Origin of the sequence: Janthinobacterium violaceinigrum (genome assembly GCF_009208555.1) — a bacterium.
In the GTDB taxonomy this organism is placed as follows: domain Bacteria; phylum Pseudomonadota; class Gammaproteobacteria; order Burkholderiales; family Burkholderiaceae_D; genus Janthinobacterium; species Janthinobacterium violaceinigrum.
The window spans coordinates 172,651-189,841 of the sequence record NZ_WFLI01000005.1 but is presented as its reverse complement, the minus strand read 5'-3'; the positions used below and the strand labels follow the sequence as shown (position 1 = coordinate 189,841).

16 protein-coding genes are annotated in these 17,191 nt (G+C 63.5%); 6 read left to right on the top strand and 10 right to left on the bottom strand.

The window, feature by feature from the left end; genetic code table 11:
* Positions 1–37: 37 nt before the first annotated feature.
* Positions 38–517 (bottom strand): FKBP-type peptidyl-prolyl cis-trans isomerase, encoded by a 480-nt coding sequence (locus tag GCN75_RS06425; protein WP_152281863.1) that lies wholly within the window; start codon positions 515–517, stop codon positions 38–40.
* Positions 518–674: 157 nt separating this feature from the next.
* Positions 675–2,552: a potassium transporter Kup gene (locus GCN75_RS06420; RefSeq protein WP_152281862.1), complete on the bottom strand. Its 1,878-nt coding sequence runs from the start codon at positions 2,550–2,552 to the stop codon at positions 675–677.
* Positions 2,553–2,789: 237 nt separating this feature from the next.
* Here GCN75_RS06420 and rarD point away from each other — a divergent pair, with 237 nt between their 5' ends.
* Both rarD and ettA read left to right on the top strand, forming a co-directional pair.
* Entirely contained in the window at positions 2,790–3,674 is an 885-nt protein-coding gene (gene rarD / locus GCN75_RS06415; RefSeq protein ID WP_152281861.1) for an EamA family transporter RarD, read from the top strand.
* Positions 3,675–3,771: 97 nt separating this feature from the next.
* Positions 3,772–5,439 carry an energy-dependent translational throttle protein EttA gene (gene ettA, locus GCN75_RS06410; RefSeq protein ID WP_086144373.1) on the top strand — a complete coding sequence of 556 codons (1,668 nt, stop codon included), beginning with the start codon at positions 3,772–3,774 and terminating at the stop codon, positions 5,437–5,439.
* 72 nt (positions 5,440–5,511) lie between these two features.
* Here the strand turns inward: ettA and GCN75_RS06405 are convergent, their stop codons facing one another.
* Entirely contained in the window at positions 5,512–6,093 is a 582-nt protein-coding gene (locus GCN75_RS06405; protein ID WP_152281860.1) for a porin family protein, read from the bottom strand.
* Between the two features lie 225 nt (positions 6,094–6,318).
* On the opposite strand from GCN75_RS06405, the gene GCN75_RS06400 reads away from it, so the two are divergent.
* Positions 6,319–6,900, top strand: coding sequence for a molybdopterin-dependent oxidoreductase (locus GCN75_RS06400; RefSeq protein ID WP_152281859.1), 582 nt, complete (start codon positions 6,319–6,321; stop codon positions 6,898–6,900).
* Positions 6,901–7,048: 148 nt separating this feature from the next.
* Here the strand turns inward: GCN75_RS06400 and GCN75_RS06395 are convergent, their stop codons facing one another.
* On the bottom strand, positions 7,049–7,411 hold the full coding sequence (locus GCN75_RS06395) for a hypothetical protein (RefSeq protein ID WP_152281858.1): 363 nt from the start codon (positions 7,409–7,411) through the stop codon (positions 7,049–7,051).
* 297 nt (positions 7,412–7,708) lie between these two features.
* Between GCN75_RS06395 and GCN75_RS06390 the strand changes: the two genes are divergently transcribed.
* Positions 7,709–9,163: a sensor domain-containing diguanylate cyclase gene (locus GCN75_RS06390; protein WP_152281857.1), complete on the top strand. Its 1,455-nt coding sequence runs from the start codon at positions 7,709–7,711 to the stop codon at positions 9,161–9,163.
* Here the strand turns inward: GCN75_RS06390 and GCN75_RS06385 are convergent.
* From GCN75_RS06385 to GCN75_RS06360, 6 genes are all read right to left on the bottom strand, one after another.
* Positions 9,160–9,987 (bottom strand): Rossmann-like and DUF2520 domain-containing protein, encoded by an 828-nt coding sequence (locus GCN75_RS06385; RefSeq protein ID WP_152281856.1) that lies wholly within the window; start codon positions 9,985–9,987, stop codon positions 9,160–9,162. The two genes, GCN75_RS06390 and GCN75_RS06385, sit on opposite strands and share 4 nt — an antisense overlap.
* A gap of 6 nt (positions 9,988–9,993) precedes the next feature.
* The gene (locus GCN75_RS06380) at positions 9,994–10,581 is read right to left on the bottom strand and encodes a DUF924 family protein (protein WP_152281855.1); all 588 of its coding nucleotides are present in this window, start codon (positions 10,579–10,581) and stop codon (positions 9,994–9,996) included.
* Between the two features lie 5 nt (positions 10,582–10,586).
* Positions 10,587–11,327: an MgtC/SapB family protein gene (locus GCN75_RS06375; protein ID WP_152281854.1), complete on the bottom strand. Its 741-nt coding sequence runs from the start codon at positions 11,325–11,327 to the stop codon at positions 10,587–10,589.
* Positions 11,328–11,582, bottom strand: a complete 255-nt coding sequence (locus tag GCN75_RS06370) for a hypothetical protein (RefSeq protein ID WP_152281853.1) — start codon at positions 11,580–11,582, stop codon at positions 11,328–11,330.
* A complete protein-coding gene (locus GCN75_RS06365; RefSeq protein ID WP_152281852.1) occupies positions 11,582–13,393 on the bottom strand; it encodes an aminopeptidase P family protein in 1,812 nt (603 codons plus the stop codon). Before GCN75_RS06365 ends, GCN75_RS06370 begins: the two co-directional genes overlap by 1 nt.
* 83 nt (positions 13,394–13,476) lie before the next feature.
* Positions 13,477–14,175 (bottom strand): Crp/Fnr family transcriptional regulator, encoded by a 699-nt coding sequence (locus tag GCN75_RS06360; protein ID WP_152281851.1) that lies wholly within the window; start codon positions 14,173–14,175, stop codon positions 13,477–13,479.
* A gap of 180 nt (positions 14,176–14,355) precedes the next feature.
* Here GCN75_RS06360 and GCN75_RS06355 point away from each other — a divergent pair, with 180 nt between their 5' ends.
* Together GCN75_RS06355 and GCN75_RS06350 are read left to right on the top strand one after the other, a co-directional pair.
* The gene (locus GCN75_RS06355) at positions 14,356–16,287 is read left to right on the top strand and encodes an AMP-binding protein (RefSeq protein WP_152281850.1); all 1,932 of its coding nucleotides are present in this window, start codon (positions 14,356–14,358) and stop codon (positions 16,285–16,287) included.
* A gap of 14 nt (positions 16,288–16,301) precedes the next feature.
* Positions 16,302–17,162, top strand: a complete 861-nt coding sequence (locus GCN75_RS06350; RefSeq protein WP_226939077.1) for an ABC transporter ATP-binding protein — start codon at positions 16,302–16,304, stop codon at positions 17,160–17,162.
* Positions 17,163–17,191: the final 29 nt, after the last annotated feature.

Sequence of the window (17,191 nt, the reverse complement as noted above, 5' to 3'; positions counted from 1 at the left end):
GTGGAATCGCCCTTTGTCATTGCTACCCTGTGTGCGCTTACTTTTTCGTCACCTTGACCAGCGTGATGTCGAACACCAGGCCGGCGTAGGCCGGGATCACCACGGCGCCCGTCACGGGGTCGCGGGAGCCGCTGACACCATAGCCCAGGTCATACGGTATGAGCAGGCGGCGCGTACCGCCCACCTGCATGCCGACCAGGCCGCGGTCCCAGCCCAGGATCATTTTGCCTATGCCCAAGGGAAACTCGAAACCGGTGAGCGCGGGAGATGCATCGAACTGCTTGCCCTTGTTATCCGGCTTGGTCGCGTCATACAGCCAGCCCGTGTAGGTCACCAGCAGGGTATCGCCGGCCGCTGCCGCCGTGCCGGTGCCGACCACCGGATTGGTAATGGTGAGCTCTTTCACCTGTGTATTCGGGTCCAGCACGACCGGTTTCTCGGTATTGGCAGCAGCACCGCAAGCAGTCAGGGCCACGGCGCAAGCAAGCGTGGCGATCAATTGAAATACCGATTTCATGGTTTCCCTTTAAATATTGGTGTGTGGCTAAGGCCCGTACGGTGCGGACCGGTACGGGCTGGAGTTTAACAGGAGTCGCCGGACCCATTTGTAAGCAGACGTAAGCGCGGCGATAAATTTGTGCGTCAATGCAACGTTGACACAATTATCATATTGTTTAAATTTCCACCTGCGTGCCCAGTTCGATCACCCGGTTGCTGGGGATCTGGTAGTAGTCGGCCGCCGTGCGCGCATTGCGCGACATGGTGACGAACAGGTGCTCGCGCCACGGCATCATGCCGGCGCCCGGCGTCGAGATGATGGTCTGGCGCGCGATGAAGAACGACGTTTCCATCATCTCGAAATCCAGGCCCTGCTCGGCGCATTGCGCCAGCGCCGCCGGAATGTCCGGTTCATCCTTGAAGCCGTAATGCACATTGACCTGGTAGCACTGGTGGCCCAGGTCCACCACGCGCACGCGCTCCGATGGCGCCACCCACGGCTCTTCATGCATGAAGACGGTCAGGAAGATCACCCGTTCGTGCAGCACCTTGTTGTGCAACAGGTTATGCAGCAGCGCATGCGGCACGCCGTCCGTTTCGCCGCGCAGGAAGATGGCCGTGCCGGGCACGCGCAGCGGCGGCGCGATGAACAGCGAGGAAAGGAAATCGTCGAGCGGAATCGCATGCTTTTCCAGGTTCTCGAACACCAGCTGGCGGCCCCGCTTCCAGGTCAGCATGATGATGAACAAGATCGAGCCCAGCAGCAGCGGGAACCAGCCGCCGTGAAACAGTTTCAGGGCACTGGCCGAGAACAGGTTGACGTCGATAATCAGGAAGAAACCGGTAGCGGCCCAGCACAGCAGCAAATTCATCTTCCAGCGGTAGCGGATGACGAAGAAGGTGAGGATAGTGGTGGCCAGCATGGTGGCCGTGACGGCAATGCCGTAGGCGGCGGCCAGCTTTTCCGACGAGCCGAAGCCGACGACGGCCATCAGCACCACGGCCAGCTGCAGCCAGTTGACGGCGGGAATGTAGATCTGGCCGATTTCGCTTTCCGACGTGTGGCGCACGCGCATGCGCGGCAGGAAGCCCAGCGCGATCGCTTGCTTGGTCATCGAGAAGGTGCCGGAAATGGTTGCCTGCGAAGCGATCACGGTGGCCATGGTCGACAGGATCACCAGCGGGTACACGCTCCAGGCGCCCAGCTGCTGGTAGAACGGATTGGAAATGGCTTCCGGATGGGCCAGCAGCAGGCCGCCCTGGCCCAGGTAGTTCAATGCCAGCGCGGGGAAGGCGATCAGGAACCAGGCCATGCGGATCGGCTTCTTGCCGAAGTGGCCCATGTCCGCGTACAGCGCCTCGGCGCCCGTCAGCGCCAGCACCACGGCGCCCAGCGACAGGAAGGCGATGCGGCCATTTTCCAGCAGGAACGCTACCGCATGCAGCGGGTTGACGGCGGCCAGGATGCCCGGCGACTTGATGATGTTGACGACGCCCATGCAGGCCAGCGCGACAAACCAGATCAGCATGATGGGGGCGAAGAAGCGGCCGATGCCGGCCGTGCCGTGCGATTGCACGGAATACAGGCCCACCAGCACGGCAATCGTCAGCCACACCACGTAGGGACTGAAGGCGGGCGTGGCCACTTCCAGGCCCTCGATGGCCGACAGCACGGAAATGGCCGGCGTGATCACGCTGTCACCATAGAACAGGGTGGCGCCAAACACGCCGATCACCATCAGCGGCACATGCCAGCGCGACGACTTGCTGACGGACGACAGCACCAGCGCCATCAGGGCCATGATGCCGCCCTCGCCGCGGTTGTCGGCGCGCAACACCAGGGTCACGTACTTGAGCGAGACGATCAGGGTCAGGCCCCAGAAAATCAGCGAAACGATGCCCAGCAGGTTGTTGTGCGTGACCTCCAGGCCGTGGGCCGGGTCAAAGACCGTCTTCAGCGTGTACAGCGGACTGGTGCCGATATCGCCGTAAACGATGCCGACGGCCGCCAGGGTCAAGCCAACCAGGCCGCTTTTTTTGTGTTCCGACGTCAAGATTGCACCCGTTTTTGTTTTGTTGCATCGCACAATATGATAGGTATTAGCAAATAGCAAGAGTATTTTTGCATGGTTCCGGGCTGCCCCACAGTCGTTGTTTTATGCCGTTCCGCCATGTCGCGCGGGCTTGCGGCCATTGATTTGTTGCCATTCTACGCCTCGCCAGCGGCGCCGGGCAGCCCCCGGTGTTTTCAGCCATAATGACAGACTGTCTACTCTTTAGCGAACGCCATCATGAATCCAGGCATGCTCTACGCCTCCCTCGCCTTCCTGTGCTGGGGCCTGTTCCCCCTGTATTTCCATGCCATCGGCGAGATCGCACCGCAGGAAATCCTGGCGCACCGCATGGTCTGGTCATTGTTGTTCCTGGGTGTCGTGCTGACCGTGCGCCGCCAGTGGGGCTGGCTGGGCAGCCTGAAAGCGCAGCCCCGGGTCGTGGCCAGCTTCGTGGCCAGCGCGTTTTTGCTGTCCGCCAACTGGTTCATCTATATCTGGGCCGTCAACAACGGCCACGTGGTCGACGCCAGCCTCGGCTACTTCATTACGCCCCTGATCAACGTCATGCTGGGCTTTTTGCTGCTGCACGAGCGCCTGCGCCGCCTGCAGTGGCTGGCCATCGGCCTGGCCGCCTGCGGCGTGGCCTGGCTCACCTGGCAGGCGGGACAAGTGCCGTGGATCGCCCTGCTGCTGGCCGCCACGTTCGGCGGCTATGGCTTGCTGCGCAAGACGGCCGCGCTGGGCGCGCTCGAGGGCCTGTCGTTTGAAACACTGATTTTATTTCCCCTGGCGCTGGCCTACATGCTGTGGCTGGCCTGGCATGGCCAGAGCGGCTTCGTCAATACAGATTCCACCGCCACGCGCGCGCTGCTGCTGGCGTCCGGCCCCATCACGGCCATTCCCCTGCTGCTGTTTGCCGCCGGCGCGCGCCGCCTGCCGCTGGCCGTACTGGGTTTGCTGCAATATATCGCTCCCACGGGCCAGCTGCTGATCGGCGTGTGGGTCTTCCACGAGTCGTTCACGCCCGAGCGCATGCTGGGCTTCCTCGTCATCTGGACGGCGCTGGCCCTGTATGCGGCCGAAGGGCTGTGGACGGCCCGCAAGGCGCGTGCCGCCGCCTAGTCCTGCCTCTGGCGTCCGTTTCCGCAGCGCGCAGCGCTGGCCGGAAGCGGGCGTTTACCGTATCCTGTCCGTCTTTGTATATCACCCGAGATTTCTAATGGCAAATTACGTCTACACCATGAATCGCGTGGGCAAAATCGTCCCGCCCAAGCGCCAGATTCTGAAAGATATTTCCCTGTCCTTCTTCCCAGGCGCGAAGATCGGCGTGCTGGGCCTGAACGGCTCCGGCAAATCGACCCTGCTGAAAATCATGGCAGGCATCGACACCGACATCCAGGGCGAAGCCGTGCCGATGCCGGGCCTGAACATCGGCTACCTGCCGCAGGAACCGCAGCTGGACCCGGAAAAGACCGTGCGCCAGGAAGTCGAGTCGGGCCTGGGCGAAGTATTTGAAGCGCAAGCCAAGCTGGAAGCCGTGTACGCCGCGTATGCCGAGGAAGACGCCGATTTCGACGCCCTGGCCACGGAACAGGCACGCCTGGAAGCGATCATCTCGACTTCCGACGGCGGCAATCTGAACCTGCAGCTGGAAATGGCCGCCGACGCGCTGCGCCTGCCGCCATGGGACGCCAAGATCGGCGTGCTGTCCGGCGGTGAAAAGCGCCGCGTGGCGCTGTGCAAGCTGCTGCTGTCGAAACCGGACATGCTGCTGCTCGACGAGCCGACCAACCATCTGGATGCGGAATCGGTCGACTGGCTGGAGCAATTCCTGCTGCGCTTCCCCGGCACCGTCGTGGCCATCACCCATGACCGCTACTTCCTCGACAATGCGGCCGAGTGGATCCTGGAGCTGGACCGCGGCCACGGCATTCCATGGAAGGGCAATTACTCGACCTGGCTGGACCAGAAGCAAGCCCGCCTGAAGCAGGAAGAGGCGACGGAATCGGCGCGCCAGAAAGCGCTGCAGAAGGAATTGGAATGGTCGCGCCAGAACCCGAAAGCGCGCCAGGCCAAGTCGAAAGCCCGTCTGGCCCGCTTCAACGAGCTGTCCGAGCACGAATACCAGAAGCGCAACGAGACGCAGGAAATCTTCATTCCCGTGGCCGAACGCCTGGGCAATGAAGTCATCGAGTTCAAGAACGTGTCGAAAGCGTTCGGCGACCGCCTGCTGATCGATAACCTGAGCTTTACCGTGCCGCCAGGCGCCATCGTCGGCATCATCGGCCCCAACGGCGCCGGTAAGTCGACCCTGTTCAAGATGATCACCGGCAAGGAAACGCCGGACAGCGGCGAAGTGGCCATCGGCCAGACGGCGCGCGTCTCCATCGTCGACCAGAACCGCGATTCGCTGGCCGACAACAAGTCCGTGTTTGAAGACGTGTCCGGCGGTGCCGACATGCTGACCGTGGGCCGCTTCGAAATGCCGTCGCGCGCCTACCTGGGCCGCTTCAACTTCAAGGGATCGGACCAGCAAAAGCAAGTGGGCAACCTGTCCGGCGGTGAACGCGGACGTTTGCACCTGGCAAAAACCTTGCTGATGGGCGGCAACGTCCTGCTGCTCGATGAACCGTCGAACGATCTGGACGTGGAAACCTTGCGCGCGCTGGAAGACGCCCTGCTGGAATTTGCCGGCAGCGTCATGGTCATTTCGCATGATCGCTGGTTCCTCGACCGTATCGCCACGCACATCCTCGCTTTCGAAGGCAACTCGCAGGTGACTTTCTTTGACGGCAACTATCAAGAATACGAAGCCGACAAGAAGAAACGCCTGGGTGAAGAAGGCGCGAAACCAAAACGTATCCGCTACAAGCCGCTGACCACGTAATTTCGGTCCAGCAATGCAAAAAGGCAGTTACCTCACGGTGACTGCCTTTTTTTTCAGCACATTTCTAAGTGATTAGAAATTGTAGCGTGCGCCCAAAGCGAGACCCGTCGCCTTGCGGCCCTGGTCGGCGCTCTTGCCGAAATGTTCCACTTCCGCCGTCAGCGAGACTTTCTCGTTGATCGCGTACTGGGCACCGACGGAGGCGTACACGCCCGTCTTGTCGTTGCCGCTGATGCCGGTCGACAGGCCCGTGCCGCTCAAGCTGTTCTTGACCTTGGCCACGCCCAGCTTGCCGAACACGCCCACTTTGTCGCTCACTGGCATGGTGGCCTTGCCGGCCAGGTAGTAGCCGTGCGAATCGCTTTTCACGGAACCGTTGCCGGCGCTGGTGACATAGCTGTAATCCTTGCTGCCGAAATCGGCGTAGCCGCCTTCGATTGCCCAGGTTTTATCGAAATCGTAACCGGCGAAGACCTTGGCGCCGGCCTTGTAGCCGCTGTGATTATCGGCGCTGGTGGCGCCAGGAATATCGAAGTTGTAACGGTTACCCGTGATACCGGCACCCACATAGGCGCCTTCAGCGTGTGCGGCGCTCATGCCGGTCAGTGCGGTGGCCGTAGCGATCATTGCAAACAGGATTTTCTTCTTCATCATGTTCTCTCTCTCAATTAGTGAATGGTGCCTGGATTCGCAGTTCAGCGAAGTGCGATGACTACACAATAACAGCCGAAAAAAGCCACGTCTTTCTCCATTCCGTAAGAACTGTGACAAGATGTAAGCGGAGATTTCAAACTGACAATAAAGCAAAGATGCGCACTGTTGAGCGAACTTAAGATAGACTTAAGAACATTAGCGATTTTCAGCCCACAGGAGAGGTGCATGCACAAACGCCAGTTTCTCGCCGCCGCCATGGCCGCCGCGGCCCTGCCCGCCATTGCCCGGGCGGCACCCACCGGCCTGCGCGGCCCGGCCCTGCTGACCATCACGGGCAGCATCGACAAGCCCAACCGGGGGCCGTTCGACGCCGTGCGCGACCAGATGATGCACAAGCAAAAAATCAGTTTTGAGCGGGCGCGGGCATTCGACTTTGCGGCGCTGGCGAACTTGCCGGCACGCACCATCCACCCCACCCTGGAATACGACGGCAAGGCGCATGCCCTGCGCGGGCCCCTGCTGGTCGATGTCTTGAAGGTGGCGGGCGCCCCGGACGATGGCGAGGTGCGCCTGCTGCTGCGCGCCGTGGACGGCTATGCAGCGGCGCTGACCGTGGCGCAGGCGCGCGCACAGCGCTTTATTGTCGCCACCCACCTGGACGGCCAGGCGATGGCGCTGGGCGGCCTGGGCCCGCTATGGGCGATCCACGATGCGGACCGCATCGCGACCGTGGCGGCCCTGCCCCTGGCCGAACGCTTCGCCAACTGCCCGTGGGCGCTGTATCACATCGGCGTGGAAGCTGGCTGACGCGGCTTAAAACGCCAAACAGAACCGTGGCGAGCGGCAGTGGGGCGCGGCGCCCCCGTTGGCTTGAGAAGCGGCGCGGTGCGCATGCACGAGGCCGCCGAGGCAGTGAGCATCGGCCGCCGCACGCGCTGCAGGTTGTGACAGGCGTTCAGGCGTAGGCTTCGGCCATCGACATGACGCGCGGCGCGATGGTGATGCCGTGCTCCTCGAACAGAGCCGTGATGGCCGCCAGGTTGTGCGTGCACTCCTCGGTTTTCCAGCCCTTGAAGATATCCGTGCCATCTTTCTGGAAATGCAGGTCCAGCACTTTGCCCGAATCCTTGTGCAGGTAGGGCGAACTATAGGTGTTCTCGAAGCCGAGCGCCTTCAATTGTCCCAGCAAGGCATGCGGTGGATGGTCGGGATCGGTGGCGAGGAAAATGCCGAAGGTCTTGCCCGGTGGTTTGGCGGCGATGTCGACCTCATAAATACCGGGGGCCTTGCTGACGGACGTACTCTTTAAAAATAACATACTACACTCCCTGCGCGTGGTGTCCTGCACCTGAAACGGGCGGCAAGACAGGGGTGCTGCGCAATGATTCCCCTCGTCAAATCTTATTGCTAATTTGCATCTTTGTCGACAAATCGGCACTTTTATTTGGTAAGTCGTGGTTATCTTGTCGCGTTCGCCAGCGTAAATTATCAATAAAGCCAGTTATCATTGCGCCAATACCCGGCCTGCTGCATACTTTTGGCTTGCGTAAAGATTGCTTCAGCGCCAGGCGCCTGGGCAAGACCTGCACGCCCTGGCCTGCCCACCTTCGTCTCCATGCGCCTTCTGTCGATCAAGTACCGCCTGCTCATTCTCCTGACCCTGATCCTGGGGGCGGGCTTCCTGGCCACCAGCCTGGCCAGCTACCTGGCCTCGCGCCAGGCCATCGAGCATGGCATCGCCGACCAGACCTTGCCTTTGACGGGCGACAATATTTATTCCGAAATCCAGAAAGACATGCTGCGCCCCGTCTTCATCTCGTCGCTGATGGCGCACGACACCTTCGTGCGCGACTGGATACTCGCCGGCGAGCGCGACCCGGCGCAGATCGTGCGCTACCTGGCCGAAGTGAAGAAGAAATACGGCGCCATCACCAGCTTTCTCGTCTCGGACAAGAGCAGCAAATATTATTATGCCGAAGGCACGCTGAAATCCGTCAGCCCGCAAGCGACGCGCGACATCTGGTACTACCGCGTGCGCGCCATGGAAAACAGCGACTACGAAACGAATGTCGACGTGGACATGGCCAACCGCGACAGCATGACCATCTTCATCAACCACCGCGTGTACGACTACGACGGCCAGTTCATCGGCGCCACCGGCATCGGCCTGACCCTGGCCACCATGAGCCACATCATCGACCGCTACCAGGCGCGCTTCCACCGCAACATCTATTTTGTTGACGGCGCCGGCACCCTGGTATTGGCAGGCAAGACCATGCGCAACGGGCACGGCAACATCCGCAGCCTGCCCGGCGTGACCGCCATTGCCGACCGGATCATCAACCAGCAGAGCGAACCGACGCACCTGTCGTACCAGCTGGGCCGCGCGCAAATCCTCGTCAATTCGCGCTTCATTCCGGAACTGGGCTGGTATCTGGTGGTCGAGCAGAATGTCAGCGACGAAGTCCAGTCGCTGCAGCGCGTATTCATCTTCAACCTGGCCATCAGCTTTGGCGTCACCCTGCTGGTACTGGTGCTGACCTTGCTGACGGTGAACCGCTACCAGCGCCGCATCGAGCGCATCGCCTCGACGGATGCGCTGACGGGGCTATTGAACCGCCAATCGCTGGAATTGCTGTTCCAGCGCGCCATGCTCCTGTCCAAGCGCACGGCGCAGCCGATGTCGGCCATCCTGTTCGACATCGATTTCTTCAAGCGCGTCAACGATACGCACGGCCACCTGTGGGGCGACAAGGTCATCCGTGGCGTGGCCGACGTGGCGCGCGCCACCGTGCGCGAAAGCGACGTCATCACGCGCTGGGGCGGCGAGGAATACCTGGTGCTGCTGAATAACTGCAGCCTGGCCAAGGCGGCGGAAGTGGCGGAAAACCTGCGCGCCGCCGTCGAACAGCACGATTTCGGCCTGCCCGAGCCGCAGATACCCGTGACGATCAGCCTGGGCGTGGCCGAGTACCGGCTCGACGAAAGCGAATCGGCGTTCTTTTCACGCGCCGACAGCGCCCTGTATCAGGCGAAACAGCAGGGACGCAACGGCGTGCACGCGAGCTAGCGCTCGGACTTGCGCTTGGCCAGCGCCTGCGTGGGCGCCACCAGCGCCCGGTACAACTCGCCCGTGGCGGCATCCCAGCCTTGCACCGCCTGCTGCTGGCGTTGCACGGTGGCCGAATCGCCGCGGGCGATGGGCCCGGACAGCGCGGGCGCGGCGCCCAGGCGAAACACATTGGCCACCGCTTCCGTCACCAGCGGCTGCGCCAGTTCGCGCGCCACGGGCTCGGGAATCCCGGCCGCCTGGTAGGCGCGCAGCGCCGCATCGAGCACCGTCACCAGATAATTGCTGGCAAACACGGCAGCGGCGTGATACAGGGTCTTGGCTGCCGGATCGATGGGCACGGGGCGCGCGCCGATGGCGTTCAAGGCCGGCGTGAGGAAGGCCAGCGCCAGCGCATCGCCTTCGACGCCGCAAAAGGTGCCGTCAAAGGTGGCCGCCACCTGCTGCGGGTCGGCAAAGCTGCGGATCGGGTGCGCGCTGGCCACCGAGGCGCCCGCCTGCGTGGCCGCCAACAGCACGCTGGACGCCAGCGCGCCGCTGCAGTGAAACACGATGGCGCCCGCCTGGCGTCCCTCGGCCACCAGTGCCGCGCACGCGGGGCCGATCTGGTCGTCCGCCACGGCCAGCATGGTGACGTCGGCATGGCGCAAGGCCGCATAGTGCGCGACGGGCGTGCCGGCACCGATGAAATCGACGGCCGCCTGCGCCGACGCCATCGAGCGCGTCAGCACGTCCTGCACGGCGATACCGTCCACGCCAGCGAACAGACGGCCCAGCACGCGGCCCACATGGCCGGCGCCGACGATGTTGAGGGTGACGTTCATGGCGGCCTAGAAGCTGGAACCGGGCTGGCGCAGGAATGCCGCTTCTTCCGGCGTGGAGGGCCGGCCCAGAATGGCGTTACGGTGCGGGAAGCGGCCAAAGCGGGCGATCACTTCCTGGTGGCGCTGCGCATAATCGAGCATGCTCTCGAAACCGGGCTGCGCCTGCGACAGCAGCTGGAACAATTCGACGGCGCGCGCCTGCATGGCCAGGTCTTCCGCATGTTCGAACGGCAGGTAGACGAACGCGCGCAGAATGGGCGGCAGCTGCCGGTCCTGTCCTGCCTGCGTCAGGGCGACGGCCAGCGCCAGCGCCTGGGCGTCGCCGGCAAACGCGCGCGGCGTGCCCCGATAGACGTTGCGCGTGAATTGATCGAGCACGATGAGGCGCGCCAGCGCGCCGTGCGGCGTCGCTTCCCATTCGCGCAAGCCGCCCCCGATGGCGGCGTCGATCAGCGCGCCGAAACGCGCGCGTATCTGCGCGTCGTAGCCATCATCCTTGCGGAACCATTCCATGCGCGACTGGCCATGGCCAGGGTTATCCGGCGGCAGGAACCAGAAATCGAGTACGTTTTGGGCCTGTGCGTCCATGTCCATCCTTTTCAGTTGCGTGCATGCGACAGCTGGAAGCCGGCGATGCCTTCGAAGGCGGCCAGTTCGGCCGACATGGCCGACAGGCTGGCGCCCGTATTCTTGCCATGCGCGATGGCGACGAAGCGCCATTCCTGCATGCCGTCCGTGCTGCCGATGGTCAGCGAGCCGCTGGCGATGTCATAACCGCGCTTGGCGGCCATGCGCCGCAGCGCATCTTCGCGCGGAATAAAGCCCTGCCTGAAGCGCATGGTGATGGCCACCGCGTGGCGCGACGGCAGCCAGTTTTCCAGTTTTGACAGGAAAATCATCGCCATCGCGCACAGGAAAGCCAGACCCATGGCCGACAGATAAAAGCCGATGCCGACCATGATGCCGATCACGGACGAGGCCCAGATCGAGGCGGCCGTCGTCAGGCCGCTGATATTGAAGCCTTCGCGCATGATCACGCCGGCGCCGAGAAAGCCCACGCCCGTGACGATGCCCTGGATGACGCGCGTGGGATCGCTGCCGACGATGGCGCCATGCCCGCCGTACCAGAACTCGGGATAGCCGCCCAGCACCGTCAGCGCGGCCGAGGCCATGCATACGAGGCTGTAGGTGCGCATGCCCGCCGCGCGCCCGTGATACGAGCGCTCGTAACCCACCAGCAAGCCCAGCAGCAGTGCGCCCAGCAGGTTCAGCAGGATCACGCCATTCGTCGCCAGCTCGGCCGGCGACCAGTAGGCGCGCAGGAAGTCGATGGTCGGCATTTAGTCCTGTGGCTTTTTCGTCAGCTGCTTTTCAAACGCCACGTCAAGCTTGCTGACGCGGCGCGCCTTTTGCGGTCCCAGGCCATTGACGAAGGCGACAAAGGCGTCCAATTCCAGCGGCGGGCACAAAGGCGGCAAGCCCGGGCCTTCCGTGAGAAAGAACAGTTCATCGCCCGTGCGCGCCATCGTGTAGAGGCGGTGGCCGGTGCGTTCCTTGAGCCGCTCGATGGCGGCGGTGGCGCGGGTCGAGCGCATCAGATGGCTCCCGTGCGCTGTTCCAGCCACGCCAGCGCGTCGCCCGCCAGGTGCGGCGACAGGCGCGCACGCACGGTGGCGTGATAGTCGTTGAGCCAGGCCGCCTCGTCGTCGCGCAACAGGCTGCGCTCCACGCAGCGCGTGTCGATCGGGCACAGGGTGAGGGTTTCGAAGCGCAAAAATTCGCCGAAGGGCGTCGTCCCTGCCGGGACATTCAGCACCAGGTTCTCGATGCGGATGCCCCACTGGCCGGGCCGGTAGATACCCGGCTCCACGGAAGTGATCATGCCCGGCTCCATGGCCGTCTGCGGCTCCGGCATGGCGGACTGCGAAATCGATTGCGGCCCCTCATGCACGTTGAGGAAGAAGCCCACGCCATGGCCCGTGCCGTGGCCGAAGTCGATGCCCTCGGCCCACAGGGGCGCGCGGGCGATCGAGTCCAGCATGGGCGACTTCACGCCGCGCGGGAACTGCGCGCGCGACAGCGCGATCATGCTGCGCAGGACCAGGGTGAAGTCGCGCCGGTGTTCGGCCGTGATCGCGCCGACGGGAACCACGCGCGTGATATCCGTGGTGCCGCCCAGGTACTGGCCGCCCGAATCGATCAGCAGCAAGCCGTCGCCTTCGATGGTCGCCTCCGTGCCCGCATGGGCGTGGTAATGCATGATGGCGCCGTGCGCATTAAAGCCGGCGATGGTACCGAAACTGGGGCTGACAAAACCGGCGCGGCGCGCGCGGGCGGCCGTCAGGTGTTCGTCGACGCCGATTTCCGTCAGCGGCGCGCGCTGCGGGTCGGCCAGGGTGGCATCGAGCCAGCTGAAGAACTCGCACAGGGCAGCGCCATCCTGCTCCATGGCCGCCCGCACATGCGCCGCTTCGCTGTCCGTCTTGCGCGACTTGGCCAGGGTGGTCGGGTTGATGGCTTCCACCACGCGCACGCCGTCGGGCACGGCCTGGCGCGTGCCGAACGTGATGCGGCGCGGGTCCAGCAGCAAGGTGGCGCCCGCAGGCAGGGCGGCCAGCACGGCCGCCGCGCGGTCATACGCGGCCACGTCCACGCCTTCGCTCTCCAGGGTGGCGCGCAGGGCGGCCGGCAGCTTGCCGTCGGCGACGAACAGGGTGGCGCGCTCCGGGCCCACCAGCGCATGCGCGAGGAAGACGGGGTTGTAGCTGACGTCGGCGCCGCGCAGGTTGAACAGGTACGCGATATCGTCAAGCGTGGAAATCACGTGGTGGCTGGCGCCGTGGGCCGCTATGCCGGCGCGCAGGGCGTCCAGTTTCTGCGTGCGCGACAGGGCCGGATACGCGGCCGCGTGCTCGTACACGGGCGCGGCCGGCATGGCCGGACGATCCGGCCACACGGCTTGCAGCAGATCGGTATCCGTGCGCAGGGTCACTTGCGCGCCCAGCGCCTGCTGCAGCAGGCGCGCATTGGCCAGGCCCAGCACGGCGCCATCGACGGCCACCGTCTGCCCCGGCTGCATGGTCTCGCCCAGCCAGTCGATATACAGCACGCTGGCGCCGGACGGGATCTTCTTCAGGACGATGCCGCTGCCGGCCAGTTCGTCTTCCGCCTGCTCCCAGTAGCGGCCATCGGTCCACACGCCGGCGAAGTCCTGCGTGACGACCAGGGTGCCGACGGAACCCGTAAAGCCCGACAGCCACTCGCGGCCCTGCCAGCGGGCCGGCAGGTATTCGGACAAATGCGGGTCGGCCGATGGCACGATCAGCGCATCGATCCGCTGCGCGCGCATGGCGGCGCGCAGTTCGGTCAAACGGGAGGCGGGGGTACTCTGAACGGATGTCTGCATGGCGGCGAAAAGGTGCGGTGCTGGGAAGCGCCTATGATACCGCGATTAGCCGGGCGCTTGCAGGGTGTTCCGGCAGCGCGGCCTCATTCGGCGTCATCGGCTTCATAACGGCGCAAGCCATCGAGGTCCAGCACGCGGATGCCGCCGTAATCGAGGCGCAGCAAGCCTTTCTTTTCCAGCACCTGCAAGGCCTGGTTGGCGCGCTGGCGCGAGGAACCGGACAGCAGGCCGATCTCTTCCTGCGACAGCTGCACCAGGGTATCGACGCCCGGGTACAGATGCGAGTTGAACATCGAGGCCAGGCAGCGCGCCACGCGCGTGTTCAGGTCCAGCAGGCGCTCGTTTTCCACCATGCCGATGAACTGTCCCAGGCGTTCGTTCAGCTGCATCAACAGGAAGCGCGTAAACGGCAGACTCGTTTCCAGCAGCCAGTGGAAGGTGGTGCCGGGCAGGCGCGCCACGCGCGTGTCGCGCAGGGCCATGGTGTCGTATTTGCGGATTTCATTCTTCAGCAATGAACCTTCGCCGAACCAGCTGCCGGGCGGCACGCCGATGAAGGTCATGGCCTTGCCGGAGGCGGAAAAATTATTCATCTTGACCATGCCGCTGATGACGCCGATCCAGTTGTCCACCGGCTCGCCCTTGCGGCAGACAAAGCCGCCTTTCGGCACGAAGGTTTCAAACACATCCGCCTCCACCCGGGCCATTTGCACGGGATCGAGCAGCTGCGCCCAGTTGGCCGCGCGCACGGCATCCTTGAGGCTGATATCAGGGTTGGTCATTGTGCGATGCACCATCGAAAAGTGGGTAAATGTCCCCGAAAAGACAACTCGGCAAACTAACGCAAGCTACTATCATTGCACAAACGCCTTACACATAAAAAACACAGAGCGCCATCCAACGAGGTGGGGCCTGAGACAAGCAACAGGGAGACACTGGTGCAAACGAATACCACAGCAACCATGCCGACTTTTCCGCGGCGCTTATTGCAACACGGGACAGCACGATCCGACAAGCCCGCATTTCGCGAAAAATACCTGGGCATCTGGCAAACCTGGACCTGGCATGAGGTCAACGACGAAGTGCGCGCACTGGCCTGCGGCCTGGCCGCCATCGGCTTCCAGCGCGGCATGAACCTGGCCATCATCGGCGACAACCGGCCCCGCCTGTACTGGGCCATGCTGGCCGCGCAAAGCCTGGGCGGCGTGCCCGTGCCGCTGTACCAGGACGCGCCGGCCGCCGACATGGCCTACGTGCTGCAGGACGCGGAAATCCGCTACGCCATCGTCGAAGACCAGGAGCAGGTCGACAAGCTGCTGGAACTGAAAAGCCTGTACCCGCACGTGGCCCACATCGCCTATGACGATGAACGGGGCATGCGCCACTACCGCCAGCCGGAGCTGACCTCCTTTGCCGCGCTGCAGGTGCTCGGCAGGGCCTACGACCGCGAACACCCGGGCTTTTATGACGCCGCCGTGGCAGCGGGCAATGGCAGCGATTCGGCCGTCATCCTGTACACCTCGGGCACCACGGGCAAGCCGAAGGGCGTGTGCCAGAGCCATACGGCGCTGCTGGCCGCCGGCGAAGGCGGCGTGGCCTTCGACAAGCTCACCGACGAGGAAGACATCCTGTCCTACCTGCCCATGGCGTGGGTGGGCGACTGCCTGTTCTCGCTGGCGCAGGCCATGGTGGCCGGCTTCACCGTCAACTGCCCCGAATCGGGCGACACGGTGATGATCGACATGCGCGAAATCGGCCCCACTTGCTACTTTGCGCCGCCGCGCGTGTTCGAGAACATGCTCACCAGCGTGATGATACGCATGGAAGACGCGAGCAGCATCAAGCGCCGCATGTTCAGCCACTTCATGGACGTGGCCAAGCGCTGCGGCGCGCAGATTTTGGATGGCAAGCCCGTGTCGCTGGCGGACCGCCTCAGCTACAAGCTGGGCGAGCTGCTGGTCTACGGCCCGCTGAAAAACGTGCTGGGACTGTCGCGCGTGCGCGTCGCCTACACGGCCGGTGCTGCCATCGGTCCCGACCTGTTCCGCTTCTACCGCTCCATCGGCGTCAATCTCAAGCAATTGTACGGTTCCACCGAAACCTGCGCCTATGTGTGCCTGCAGCCGGATGGCAATATCAAGTTCGACAGCGTGGGCCTGCCCGCGCCGGGCGTGGAAGTCAAGCTGGCGGCCAATGGCGAAGTGCTGGTGAAGTCGCCCGCCACCATGAGCGGCTACTTCAGGCGTCCAGATGCGACGGCAGAAGTGATCGATGCCGACGGCTACTTTCATACGGGCGACGCGGGCGTGTTCGACGGCGAAGGCCACCTGAAAATCATCGACCGCGCGGCCGACGTCGGCAAGATGAATTGCGGCGCCATGTTCGCGCCCAACTACATCGAGAACAAGCTCAAGTTCTTCCCCTTCATCAAGGAAGTGGTGGCCTTCGGCCATGCGCGCGACCAGGTCTGCGCCTTCATCAATATCGACATCGAAGCGGTGGGCAACTGGTCCGAGCGGCGCGGCATCGCCTACTCCGGCTACACGGACCTGGCGGCGCGTGCCGAAACCTACGGCTTGATCCGCGACTGCATCGAGCAGGTCAACGCGGAACTGGCGGCCGACCCGCTGATGGACCGCACGCAGGTGCACCGCTTCCTGGTGCTGCACAAGGAACTCGACCCGGACGACGACGAGCTGACGCGCACGCGCAAGGTGCGCCGCAAATTCATCGCCGAAAAATACGCGGTGCTCATTTCTGCCCTGTATGAGGGCAAGGCAACGCAATACATCGAGACCCAGGTGAAATTCGAGGATGGCCGCCTTGGCTCGACCAGCGCCGACCTGCAGATCTGGGACAGCAAAACGTATCGGCCCCAGGGCCTGGCCGCATGATGGAGCACAGCACGATGCAAATGAACGAACTCGACGCCCATTTCGGCACGGCCCGCAAGACGGGTCCCGTCATCCTCGATCTGAAGAACATCTCGCTGTCGTTCGGCGGCGTGAAGGCGCTGACCGACATCTCGTTCGACGTCAAGCAGCATGAAATCCGCGCCATCATCGGCCCGAACGGCGCGGGCAAAAGCTCGATGCTCAACGTGATCAATGGCGTGTACCGCCCGCAGCAAGGGGAAATCATCTACCGCGGCGAACACCGGCGCGGCATGGATTGCTACGCGGCCGCCAAGTCCGGCATCGCGCGCACCTTCCAGAACATCGCCCTGTTCAAAGGCATGACGGTGCTCGACAATATCATGACGGGGCGTAACCTCAAAATGAAGTCGAATTTCCTGCTGCAAGCCCTGTACTGGGGACCGGCGCGGCGCGAGGAAATCGAGCACCGCAAGAAGGCCGAGGAAATCATCGATTTCCTGGAAATCCAGGCCATCCGCAAGACCCCCGTGGGGCGCCTGCCCTATGGCTTGCAAAAGCGCGTGGAACTGGGCCGCGCCCTCGTGGCCGAGCCGGAAATCCTGCTGCTGGACGAACCGATGGCCGGCATGAACGTGGAAGAAAAGCAGGACATGTGCCGCTTCATCCTCGACGTCAACGACCAGCTGGGCACGACCATCGTGCTGATCGAGCACGACATGGGCGTGGTGATGGATATCTCCGACCGCGTCGTGGTGCTCGACTACGGCAAGAAGATCGGCGACGGCACGCCCGACGAGGTGCGCAGCAACCAGGATGTCATCAACGCGTATTTAGGTGGTGTAGCCGGGAATTCAGGCAGCACGCTGCCTGCCGGCGAAACGACCTGCCCGTAATCGGGCAGGGCTACGCACAACCCATTGGA